This is a genomic window from Streptomyces sp. NPDC093598 (assembly GCF_044764825.1).
Lineage (GTDB): Bacteria > Actinomycetota > Actinomycetes > Streptomycetales > Streptomycetaceae > Streptomyces.
Genome location: NZ_JBIWIV010000002.1, coordinates 1,018,457 through 1,030,009 on the forward strand (window position 1 = coordinate 1,018,457; position 11,553 = coordinate 1,030,009).

General features: G+C 73.1%; 10 protein-coding genes. 7 read left to right on the top strand and 3 right to left on the bottom strand.

Annotation, left to right across the window (positions count from 1 at the left end):
* Window positions 1-26 precede the first annotated feature (26 nt).
* The 7 genes from ACIRDU_RS10640 to ACIRDU_RS10670 all read left to right on the top strand — a co-directional run bounded on the left by ACIRDU_RS10640 (window position 27) and on the right by ACIRDU_RS10670 (window position 8,917).
* On the top strand, window positions 27-1,013 hold the full coding sequence (locus ACIRDU_RS10640; RefSeq protein WP_403576851.1) for a hypothetical protein: 987 nt from the start codon (window positions 27-29) through the stop codon (window positions 1,011-1,013).
* 219 nt (window positions 1,014-1,232) lie between these two features.
* Window positions 1,233-3,098, top strand: coding sequence for an HSP90 family protein (locus tag ACIRDU_RS10645; RefSeq protein ID WP_403576853.1), 1,866 nt, complete (start codon window positions 1,233-1,235; stop codon window positions 3,096-3,098).
* A 2-nt stretch (window positions 3,099-3,100) separates the two neighbouring features.
* Complete coding sequence (locus tag ACIRDU_RS10650) at window positions 3,101-6,040, top strand: hypothetical protein (protein WP_403576855.1); 2,940 nt, start codon at window positions 3,101-3,103, stop codon at window positions 6,038-6,040.
* 226 nt (window positions 6,041-6,266) lie between these two features.
* A complete protein-coding gene (locus ACIRDU_RS10655; protein ID WP_403576857.1) occupies window positions 6,267-6,788 on the top strand; it encodes a GNAT family N-acetyltransferase in 522 nt (173 codons plus the stop codon).
* Window positions 6,789-6,798: 10 nt separating this feature from the next.
* Window positions 6,799-7,005 carry a hypothetical protein gene (locus ACIRDU_RS10660; protein WP_403576859.1) on the top strand — a complete coding sequence of 69 codons (207 nt, stop codon included), beginning with the start codon at window positions 6,799-6,801 and terminating at the stop codon, window positions 7,003-7,005.
* A 13-nt stretch (window positions 7,006-7,018) separates the two neighbouring features.
* Window positions 7,019-7,552, top strand: coding sequence for a kinase (locus ACIRDU_RS10665; RefSeq protein ID WP_403576861.1), 534 nt, complete (start codon window positions 7,019-7,021; stop codon window positions 7,550-7,552).
* A 177-nt stretch (window positions 7,553-7,729) separates the two neighbouring features.
* Complete coding sequence (locus ACIRDU_RS10670) at window positions 7,730-8,917, top strand: Rieske 2Fe-2S domain-containing protein (RefSeq protein ID WP_403576863.1); 1,188 nt, start codon at window positions 7,730-7,732, stop codon at window positions 8,915-8,917.
* Window positions 8,918-8,986: 69 nt separating this feature from the next.
* Here the strand turns inward: ACIRDU_RS10670 and ACIRDU_RS10675 are convergent, their stop codons facing one another.
* The 3 genes from ACIRDU_RS10675 to proP all read right to left on the bottom strand — a co-directional run bounded on the left by ACIRDU_RS10675 (window position 8,987) and on the right by proP (window position 11,325).
* Complete coding sequence (locus tag ACIRDU_RS10675; RefSeq protein WP_403576865.1) at window positions 8,987-9,295, bottom strand: hypothetical protein; 309 nt, start codon at window positions 9,293-9,295, stop codon at window positions 8,987-8,989.
* Between the two features lie 6 nt (window positions 9,296-9,301).
* Window positions 9,302-9,715 (bottom strand): SRPBCC family protein, encoded by a 414-nt coding sequence (locus tag ACIRDU_RS10680; RefSeq protein ID WP_403576867.1) that lies wholly within the window; start codon window positions 9,713-9,715, stop codon window positions 9,302-9,304.
* A gap of 113 nt (window positions 9,716-9,828) precedes the next feature.
* Window positions 9,829-11,325: a glycine betaine/L-proline transporter ProP gene (proP, locus tag ACIRDU_RS10685; protein ID WP_403576869.1), complete on the bottom strand. Its 1,497-nt coding sequence runs from the start codon at window positions 11,323-11,325 to the stop codon at window positions 9,829-9,831.
* Window positions 11,326-11,553: the final 228 nt, after the last annotated feature.

The window sequence follows — 11,553 nt, forward strand, 5'->3', positions numbered from 1 at the left end:
CACGCGGGACCAGGGGAGGGCGCGGCATGTTCGGCAAGCTGTTCGGCAGGGGTGCGGAGAGACCGGCGCCGGATCCGCATGTCCTTCCTGCGCCGCGCAGGCAGAAGAACGGGATGTACACGCTGCGCGCGCTCGGGGACGCGCGGGTGCTCGCGCTGATCGAGGCGGCCGACGCGGGCGACTGGGAGGCGGTCAAGGCGGCGCTGGTCCCCTTCGATCTCGGCCGCGACCACCGAGTCCTGGGTGAGCTAGCCGGGTTGGACGGCGTGCAGGACTGGATAGGCCGGGCCGTCGAGGAGGACAAGGAGCACCGGGCGACGGCCCTGCTGATATCCGGGGCGCGTCACATCACCTGGGGCTGGGAGGCGCGCACCGCCGAGCTGGCCGTGAACGTCACGCAGGAGCAGTGGCGGGTCTTCCACGAGCGGCTCGAGATCGCCGAGGAGCAGTTGCTGGAAGCCGCCGAGTTGCGGCCGGAATGGGTCACGCCCTGGTGCCACCTCCTCACCTCCGGCCGCGGCATGTCACTGGGCCGCGCCGTGAACGAGACCCGCCGCGACGCCGCCCTGCGCCGCGACCCGCTGGATCTCGACACCCACCTCGGGTGGCTGTCGCAGCTCCAGCCCCGCTGGGGCGGCGAGCCGGGGCAGGCCCTGGCGTTCGCCCAGGACGCGTTCGCCCGCGCCCCGCACGGCCACCGTCTCGGCTGCGTGATCGCCATGGCGTACATCGAGGAGTGGGTCGAGGCGGACCGCGGGGACTACCTCGTCACCCCCGAGATCCAGGCGCAGTTGCGCGAGGCGGCCGACCACAGCATCCTCCACCCCGCCTACGTGTGGCGCCCGGGCTGGCAGAACGACTTCAACATGTTCGCCATGGCCCTGTCCCTGGCCGGTGAGCGCCACACGGTCCGGCGCGTCTTCCGGACACTGGACGGCGCCTACACCGAGTGGCCCTGGACGTACTTCGCCGAGCCCGAGAAGCAGTTCGCCCGCGCGCACCGCCGCGCCTGAGCACCGAAGCGAGCGCCCGCTCGGTCAACGAGGCGCACGGGCCCGCGCGTGCACCCGCGTGTCGAAGCGCTCGGCCGCCACCCGCGCCCGTGCACGTCGCGCCTGAGCCCGCATCGCCCCGGCGCCCCGCCTCACCGCCCGCGTCCGAGCACGCGCTCGCCTCCCGCCCCCCCGCGCCCCACCTGCCACCCCGCCACCCCTCCCACCCCGGACTGCCCCATGACTCTTCCCGACACCGCCCACACCCCGCCCGGCGCCGACCGCACCTTCCAGGTGGACCTGCGCGGCCTCGTCGATCTCCTCTCCCACCACCTCTACTCCAGCCCCCGCGTCTACCTGCGCGAACTGATGCAGAACGCGGTGGACGCGCTCACCGCCCGGCACTCCCTCGAACCGGCCGCCCCCGCCGACGCCTTCGGCGTCCGTCTGTACGCCGACGGCTCGGTGGTGCGCGTCGAGGACGACGGCGTCGGTCTCACCGAGGCAGACGTGCACAGCTTCCTCGCCACCATCGGCCGCAGCAGCAAGCGCGCGGAGAGGATCGCCGAACAACGCGGCGACTTCATCGGGCAGTTCGGCATCGGACTGCTCTCCTGCTTCCTCGTCGCGGACGAGATCCACGTCCTCAGCCGCTCCGCCCGTACCCCCGACGCACCCGCGGTGGAGTGGCGGGGCCGCGGCGACGGCAGCTACACCGTCCGCACCCTGCCCGCCACCGCCCGCCCACGGCCCGGCACCACCGTCACGCTGACGCCGCGCGCCGACGCGGGGGAGTGGACCCGCCCGGCCCAGGTGCACGCGCTGGCCCGCCACTTCGGCTCCCTGCTGCGCCACCCGGTGACCTTCGACGACGGCACGGGCGGCACAGGTGGCACAGGCGGTCCGGGCGCGTCCGTCAACTCCGAGCCCGCCCCCTGGGCGCGTACATACCCCACACCCGGGGCCCGTTCCCGCGCACTGGCCGCGTACGGCGAGGAGGTCTTCGGCTTCAAGCCGCTGGACACCATCGAACTGGACCTGCCGGCCGTGGGCCTGAAGGGCATCGCATGTGTGCTGCCCGAGACGGTGCCGGCCGGGCGCCGTCACGGCCACCGCGTGCACGTCAAGGGCATGCTGCTCTCCGAGCAGGCCGAGGAGATCCTGCCCGACTGGGCGTTCTTCGTCCGCTGCGTCGTCGACGCCGAGAGCCTGCGCCCGACGGCGTCCCGTGAGTCCCTGTACGAGGACGACACCCTCGCCGCCGTCCGCGAAGCCCTCGCCGAGCGGCTGCGCGCCTGGATCGCCCGCGCCGCCGCCAGCGACCCGGACCTGCTGCACCGCTTCCTCCAGGCCCACCACCTGGCCGTGAAGTCGCTCGCGGTGCACGACGACGAGATCCTGCGGATGCTGCTGCCCTGGCTGCCGTTCGAGACCACCGACGGGCACACCACCCTCGACGAGTTCGCACGCACCCACCGCACGGTGCTCGTGACATCCAGCGTGGAGGAGTTCCGGCAGGTCGCGGCGATCGCCTCGGCCGCCGGCCTCGGCGTCGTCAACGGCGGCTACACCTACGACCGTGAACTGGTCCACCGGCTGCCCGAGATCAGGCCCGAGGCCACCGTCGCCGACCTCGACCCGGCGACCCTCACCGCCCACCTCGACCCCGTCGACCGGGAGACCGAACTCGCCGCGGCGGCCTACCTCGCCCAGGCCCGCGACGCCCTCGCCGTCTTCGACTGCGACGTCGCCCTGCGTACCTTCCAGCCCGTCTCCGCGCCCGCCCTGCTCATCGACAGCCGCGAGGCCCGGCACGAGCGCACCCGCTCCCAGCTCGCCCGTGAGCAGGAGGGCGGCCTGTGGGGTGACATCCTCGGCGCGCTGCGCCAGGAGGCACCGCGGGCCCAGCTCATCCTCAACCAGCTCAACCCGCTGGTCCGCACGGCCGTGTCGATCGACGAGCCCGAGCTGGCCCGCACCAGCGCCGAAGCTCTCTACGGGCAGGCCGCGATGCTGTCCCGGCGCCCGCTCAGGCCCGCCGAGTCGAGCCTCATCAACCGCTCCTTCCTCGACCTTCTCGCCCACGCCCTCCGCAAGGACAGCTGACGATGCCGACGACCGCACCCCAGACCACCGACGAGCTGTACCAGGCGCTCCAGGAGAACGGCCGGCGCCCCTACGGCCGCACCCGCACCGTCACCGCCGAGGAGCTCGTCGACACCGCCGAGCAGTTCGCGGAGCCCGTCCCGCTCGTCCACGCGCTCCTCGAACTCCAGGAGGCGTACACCTACGGCTCCGAGCCCCGGAAGTCGCCCGTCGTCTTCGCCCGCCTGCTCACCCTCTTCGACGAGCAGCCCGACGTCTTCGACGACCGCCTGCGCCACATGCTGTTCTGGCGGTTCAAGTGGGTGTCCAACGCCCTGCGCGCCCTGCCCGAGATACCACTGGCCAGCCTGCGCCAGTGGCTGACGGAGATGCGCGACCGCTACGAGAAGGCCGGCCTCGGCCTGCACCCCTACTACGGGCAGGCGCACCAGCTCGCCGCACACGTGGGCGAGGACACCACCCTCGCCTACGAGCTGTGGGCGGGCCGCACCCGCACCCGGCTCAGCGACTGCGAGGCCTGCGAGATCTGCGAGCGTGCCCTCCACCACCTCAGGGCGGGCGACGACGAGCGGGCGCTGCGCGCCTGGGAGCCCGTCCTGGCCGGCAAGGAGTCCTGCCAGGAGGAGCCGGCCCGCTCCCTGTCGTACGTGCTGCTCCCCCTGCTGCGCACCGGCAGCGCCGACCGGGCCCGTGAACTGCACCTCGCCGGCTACCGCGGCTGCCGCCGCAACCCCTCGATGTCCGGGGAGGTCGGCCGGCACCTGGAGTTCTGCGCACTGACCGGCAACGAGGCCCGCGGCCTGGAACTGCTCGCCGAGAACCGCAGCCTGTTCGACGAGGTCGACTCGCCTCTGGACCAGCTCGACTTCCTCACCGGTGTGGAGGTCCTCCTCCAGCGCGTCGAGCTCCTCGGCCACGGCGACCTGCCCGCCGCCGGGTACGCGGGCCGCACCTGGACCGTCACCGGCCTGCGCGCGGAGGTGCGGGACCGCGCCGGCGACCTCGCCGCCCGCTTCGACGCCCGCAACGGCACCACGGCCCACACCGACCGCCGCCGGGCCCGCCTCGACCGCACCCCGCTCCTGGACACACTCGGGCTGACCCTGCGCACCCGCAGCCTCGACGACGTGGCCCCGGCCGCCCCGGTCGCCGCGCCCGCCGCCCGCACGGCCGCCGACATCCCCGACGCGCTGCCCGAACTCATCCTCACCACGCGGGCGCTGGACGAGCAGGGGCACCCGGACGCAGCGGCCTGCTGGGCGCGGCTGCGCACGCTCGTCGCCGCCCGCGACTACACCCACCCCGACGACCCGGCCGTGGGCCCGCTCGCACGGCTGCGCGCGGACCTGCTGGCCGACGAGGCGGACAGGGCGGGCGAGAAGGACGAGTTCGCCGACGCCGCCGCCCTCCACGAGGAAGCCGCGGGCCTGTACGACGACGCCGGCGCGCCGGGTGACGCGGCGCTCGCCCGTGCCTGCGTCCTGCTCGCCACGGCCGAGATCCCCGCCGAGGGCGCCGACGGACCCGAGGCCAAGGCCGCCGCACTGACCGCCGCCCACGCGTCCATGGTCCGCCTGCACGAGGAGACGCCCCACCTCACCCCGCACCAGGAGGCCCGGCTGCTGCGGCTGCGGGCGACCGCGCTCGCCCTTCGTCTGCAGACGACGCGCAGTGAGGAGCACGTCGCACCGGTCTTCGCCGAGGCCGACCTGCTGCGCGCGTTCGCCACCCGGCACGACATCGCCGGACAGTTCTCCGGCGCCCAGCTGCTGCGGGCCACAACGTACGCCATCTCCGGCGACCTGCCCGCCGCGGTCGACGAGGCCGACGCCCTCCTCGAACGACTCGAGGCGCACGGCCCCGCCTGGCACCTGCCCCGCACGCTCGGACTGCGCGGGCGGCTCCAGCTCGTCCTCCAGGACGCCGAGGCCGCGTACCGCGACCTGGCCGAGGGGCTGCGACTGGCCGCCGACTGGCCGGCCGAGGCGGTCGGCGCCACCCGCCTCCACGGTGACCTGGCCGAGGCCTGCATGCGCCTGGGCCGCCCCGACGAGGCACTGCGGCACCTGACGCGCTCGGCGGAGCTGGACCTGCGCGGCGGCAGCCGTACCGACGCGTACTGCACGTACAGCAACGCCGCTCAGCTCAGCCTCGACCTGGGCCGCGTCGAGGACTGCATCGCCTTGCTCGACTCCCTGCTGGCCGAACCGGACGTCGCCGCCGGAGAGCTGGACGACCGGCTCGTCGCCCAGCTGCGTCTGACCCGCGCCCGCGCGCTGCACGCGGGGGAGGACCTCAAGGCCGCCACGGCGGAGTTCGTCGCCCTCGCCGCCGAGTCGGCCGGCTGGGACGACGACCCGGGCAGCCACGCCATGATCGCCGCGGAGACGGCCGTACTCCTCGCCGAGTCCGGCGAGTTCGGCCGGGCCCGCGAGGCCGCCGACCAGGCACTCGCCGCCCACGCCCGGGCCCCGCGCTACGAGCACCTCAGCAACTCCCTGCGCGAGCTCGCCCGCCTCCAGGCGCAGCAGCAGGGTGCGGACGGTCTGCCCGACGCCCTCGCCGTTCTCGCCGACGCCGGCCGGATCGCCGACGAGGCCCGCGCCGCCGAGTACGAGGCCCACGGCCGTTCCCTGGACACGGCCTTGGCCTACGAACACGGGCGGGTGAACGCCTACGCCGGCGCGTACGAGGACGCGCTGGCGGCTCTGGAGAAGGCTCTCGCCCTGCTCGGCGAGCCGGGGCGGGGAGACGACCGTGTCGGCGAGTGGGCCGAGTGCGTCCGCCTCGCGGGAGCCGTGGAAGGCCTCTACCTGGAACGCCCCGCCCCCGCCCTCACCCGCCTGGACGCGGCGATCGCCCACCTCACCGCCCTGGGCCACCACAGCGAGGAGACGGAGTCGCTGGTCTCCTTGGCGGCCCGGCTGCGCGATGAGGAGTGACGCGCGGGGCCGGTGCCGGGCGATTGCGGGCCACACCGGCCACGCTCCTTCTTCCCCGTGTCGCGATCGCCGCCCGCGACCACACTGCCAGGCGCGGAACGTCTCCTCGACACCAGGCGGGCCGCGCCACTCCGGCACCCGCGGACGACGCGCGGCGGCGCGGTCCGCTGTCGATATTCACTGGTCCCCGGCAACGGGCCGCGCTCATACTGACGCGGTGGATCCGGTGACTCTCGAGACCGAGCGATTGGTCCTGCGGCCCTTCGAGCCGGGCGACGTGGACGCGGTGTACGACGCCTGCCAGGACGAGGACATCCAGTTCTACACGCCGGTCCCCGTGCCCTTCAGGCGGCAGGACGCCGAGAAGAGGGTGTGCGAGGAGTGGCCCGAGGCCTGGGCCACCGACAAGGACTACATCCTCGGAGCGTTCCGCAAGGACAGCGCGGCGCTCGTCGGCTCCTACTGCCTCACCAAGGTGAGCCAGGGCGTCTACGAACTGGGCTACTGGGCGGTCAAGGCGCAGCGTGGCCAGGGCTGTTCGGTCGAGGCCGCGCGGGCGCTGTGCGACTGGGGGTGGGCCACGCTCGACGTCCACCGCATCGAGTGGTGGGCCATGACCGGGAACACCGGCTCGCGCGCCGTCGCCGAGAAGCTCGGCTTCACCGTCGAAGGGACACTGCGCCACCGCGGCATCGCCAACGACGGACAGCCCCACGACTGGTGGGTCGGCGGACTGGTGAGGCCCTGACGTGGAGCGCGTGACGAGTCAGGGCACCGTCGGGCGCGGTGTGGCGATCGGCACGGACGGGGCCATCGCCCCACTCGGCACGACCTTCCTCGCAGGGCCGTTCATGACGGCGGTGGCAGCCGCGCACAGCACGGACCCGGTGGGCCGCACCCACAGGCGCACGTGGCTGTGGGCGGTCGGCGGCACCGTGCCCGAACACCGTCACCGTCCCGCCTGAGGTGGCCACCGTGATGGTGGGGACCGAACAGACCCGGCTGATCGTGCTGCGGGGCAACAGCGCGGCGGGGAAGTCGTCCGTCGCGGCCGGGGTCCGTGAGAGGTTCGGGCGGGGGCTGGCGCTGGTCGGACAGGACAATCTGCGCCGCGTCGTGCTGCGGGAGAGGGACCGGCCCGGGGCGGCGAACATCGGTCTGATCGACCTGACGGCCCGCTACGCGCTCGATGCCGGGTACCACGTCCTCGTCGAAGGGATCCTGTACGCCGACCGCTACGGCGAGATGCTCACCCGGCTGCGGGCCGACCACCGCGGGCCGACCCACGCCTACTACCTGCACGTCCCGTTCGAGGAGACCCTCCTCCGCCATGCCACCAAGCCGATCGCGAACGAGTTCGGCGAGCCGCAGCTGCGGGACTGGTACCGGGAACTGGACCTGCTGCCCGGCGGCGTCGAGACCGTCATCGGCTCCGACAGCACCCTGCGGGAGACCGTGGACCGCATCATGGGCGACACCGGCCTGGCAGGTCTCCCCGCGCTCGATCTCTAGCCCCGGTGGCCGACCTGGCCAGTACGCCCCCGGCGGACTCACCCGTCCGTACGCGCTGGGCAGGGCGTGAACGGCACCTCACGGCCAGGATGGGCGGTGCCGGGGCGTCCGCGTCGGCAGCTCGGTGCTGCCTGATGTGACGCGCGGCTGTCGCTGCCGTACGCGCGAGGGAGAGGTATGACCGAGACCGACGAGGCCGGGACCTTCTCTGCCGGGAGCGAGTGGCCCCCGGCGCACCGCGACCCGGTCACCGGCATGGTCGACCTCCGGCGCGTCGGGGCGAACCCGGACCACTGGTACCCGGTCGCGCTGTCGAAGGACGTGCGGAGCAGGCGGACGTTCGCGACGATGTTCGCCGGTGAGCGCATCGCGCTGTACCGAGGCGAGAGCGGCACCGTGTACGCGCTGGAGGACCGCTGCGCCCACCGTCAGGTCCCGCTGAGCATGGGCGTCGTGGAGGGCGAGGCCTTGCGCTGCTGCTACCACGCCTGGGCCTACCGCGGCGACGGCCGCCTTTCGCAGATCCCGTACCTCTCCAAGGGCGACGGCCGGCCGCCGCGTGGCGTGCGCGGTTACCCCGTCCGCGAGGCGTACGGCCTGGTGTTCGCGTTCCCGGGCGACCCGGACAAGGCGGCCGTCACCCCGCTGCCCGACCTGCCGGCGTTCGGCTCGCCGCGCTACAGGACGATGACCTACTCCCGCACGGTGCGCTGCCACTACTCCTTCATGCACGAGAACCTGCTCGACATGAACCACCAGTTCCTCCACCGGGGCGTCGTCGGCAGGCTCCACCCCGAACTGCTGGACCACCGCACCGATGAGCGGTCGGTGGAGGCCAGGTACGTGTTCAGCCACGCCGGGGGCAAGCGGAACCGCGGGGCCAGCCTGCTGGCCTCCGAGGGCATCGGCGGCAGTGACTCCCGCGACGTCATGACGATCCGCACCGAGTACCCGTACCAGACCCTCGACCTGGTCCCGGAGAACGCCGAGCGGCCCGCCTTCCGCCTCTGGGCCGCCTACGTGCCCGAGGACGCCGAGCAGCGCAGATGCCACACCTTCGGCCTCCTCATGATCGAGAAGCCGCGCCTTCCCGGCGCTCTGCACCTGGCCTGGCCGCTCATCAGGCGCTTCACCGAGCGGGTGTTCGCCGAGGACCGTATGGCCGTCGAGGCCGAGCAGCGGGCCTGGGACGAGCAGGGCGAGGACCGCAATCGCGAGGTGTTCTCCCTGATCCTGGACGTGCGCGAGGTGCTGCGCACCAACGGGGTCCCCATCCGCCCCATGGCCGCCGCGTGCGGCGCCGCCCCGGTGTGCGACGGCCGGGACCGCGGGCCGGTTCCGGGGGCGGACGCCGGCCCTCCTTGAGATCCCGCGTCCGCCGACGGGGCCGGTCGCGGGGATGCCGCCACGCCGGGCCCGTCGGCGCGGGCGCGCTCACGGCCGGGGATCGATGCGCTGCCAGCGCGGGCGGGCGTCCGGCCCCCGGCGGCCCGCCACCGAGGCGCAGCGCGGGCACTGCCGCTGTACCCGGTCCGCCGCGCCGCCGGACTCCGGGAAGGTGTCCGGCCAGCCGACGTGCGGGAAGCGGACCAGCCGGGAACGGCTGAGGGACAGGCCGCAGACCGTTTCGTTGCGGCCCGGCTCCCAGGCGTGCACCTCACCCGAGGGCAGTCGACGCCGGCCCTCCTCCTCGTCGGTCCACTGCCCGGACGCGGCGACGGCGTACTGCTTGGTGCGCGCCACGGTGCGTCAGCCGGCCGCGTGGTCGACGTGCAGCCGCACCTGCTCCTCCAGCCGCCTCAGGCTGGAGTCCAGGGCATCGGCGACGGCCTGCTCGCCCGGGTCGTGGCTGTCGTCGAAGAACGACAGATGCACGGTCACCTCGCTGGTCCCGCCGTCCAGCCCGGCGACCTGGAGCCAGCCCGCGTAGTCGCCCTGGTCGCGGGTGCCCCATTCGAGCCGCATCTGGTCCCGCCGGGCGCGCAACAGGGCGGAGGTGTCCTCGTCGGTGCGGTCCTCGTGCACGGTGACGGCCGGCAGCTCCCCGGCCTCCACGTGCAGGGCCTCCGGCAGCCAGCTGTCCAGCCGGCCGACGTTCGCGGCCTGGTCGAAGACCTGCTCGGGCTGTGCGGGCATCGTGCGGGAACGTTCGTACTCGGTCATCGCCTTACCGGCCTCACCTTGGGGGTCGTACCGCGCACCGCGTTCCCGCCCTGCCCGGACCCAACCGCGAAAGGCCCCGTCCGCACTGGTGCGGACGGGGCCTACCGCGTCGGTCAGAACCTGGGCTGGGGGGACTGCGCCTGGACGAGTTCCCGCGCCTCCGCCTCCGTCTCCACGGACGGCGGGGAGCCGGCCAGGGGCTTGTTGGCGGTCTCCCGCATGCACAGCACGGCGATGACGCCGATCACCGCGGCGCCGGTGGCGTAGTACGCCGGCATGAGGGTCGAGTCGAAGGCACTGATCAGGGCGGTGATCACCAGCGGTGTCGTGCCGCCGAAGATCGAGGTGGCCAGGTTGTACGCCACCGACAGCGAGCCGTAGCGCACCTGCGTGGGGAATATCGCCGGGAGCGCCGCCGACATCGTGCCGAGCATCGCCACCAGCGAGAGCCCCATCAGCAGCAGGCCCAGGGTGATGAGGACGACGCTGCCCTGCCGGATGAGCAGGAACGACGGCAGGGACAGGAACAGGAAACCGAGCATCCCCGTCATCAGCAGCGGCTTGCGCCCGAAGCGGTCCGACAGCCGCCCGACCTGGTTGATGACGCACATCTGCACCACCATCACGACGAGCAGGATCAGCAGGCCGTGGTTGGTCCCGTAGCCCAGCTCGTCCGACAGGTACGTCGGCATGTACGACAGCAGCATGTAGTCGGTGATGTTGTACGCCGCGACCAGCGCCAGGCACAGCAGCAGCGGCCGCCAGTACCGGGTGAAGATCTTGCCGAGGTCGGCGGCGGCCGAGGTCTCCACGGCGTCGGCGGCCTCGCTCGCCTTGGCCTGACCGCCCTCCAGCTTCTGGAAGGCGGGCGTCTCGTCCAGCTTGAGCCGCAGGTAGAGGCCGATGAGGCCGAGCGGGGCCGCGACCAGGAAGGGGATGCGCCAGCCCCACGCCAGCATCTGGTCGTCGCTGAGGACCGTCTGGAGGACGACGACGAGACCGGAGGCCCCGACATAACCGGCGAGTGTGCCGAGTTCCAGGAAGCTGCCGAAGAAGCCGCGCCGCTTGTCCGGCGCGTACTCCGCGATGAACGTCGAGGCGCCCCCGTACTCCCCGCCGGTCGAGAATCCCTGCACCAGCCGGAAGAAGATCAGCAGGGCCGGGGCCCACAGGCCGATGACGGCGTGCGAGGGCACCAGGCCGATGGCGAAGGTCCCCACCGCCATCATGATCATGGTGAGGGAGAGGATGCGCTTGCGCCCCACCTTGTCCCCGAGCGGCCCGAAGACCATGCCTCCGAGGGGACGCACCAGGAAGGCCACCGCGAAGGTCGCGAAGGAGCCGAGCAGCTGGGCGGTGTCGCTGCCGGAGGGGAAGAAGACCCTCCCGATGGTCGACGCCAGATAGCTGTAGATGCCGAAGTCGTACCACTCCATCGCGTTGCCCAGGGCCGCGGCCTTGGTGGCGCGCTTGACCGCCGCATCGTCGGTCACCGTGATGTCGCTGCGGCGCAGTCTCGGATGACGTCGTTTCTCGATCGCCCGGAACAGCATCGGGTGTCGTCTCACAGCCGCGGGATCCACCGACTCGTCGTTGTCGGTCGCCGCCATCACGTGGTTCCTTTCGCCGTACGTCTTCCCAAGCACCACGCCTGCACAGATCTCGCGCGCTCAAACGATCCCCTTCGCGCGGCATCCGGTCGATCACGCAGGGTGATGCACGGGCGCTCAGAGTGAGAGGCGGGTCGCCGCGCCGTCCGGGAGGATCTCCGGGACGGGGGTGTGCCCGTGCCCCGGCGGGGGAACTTGATTCGCCGGGTGCGTGCCTGGTGAGAGGAG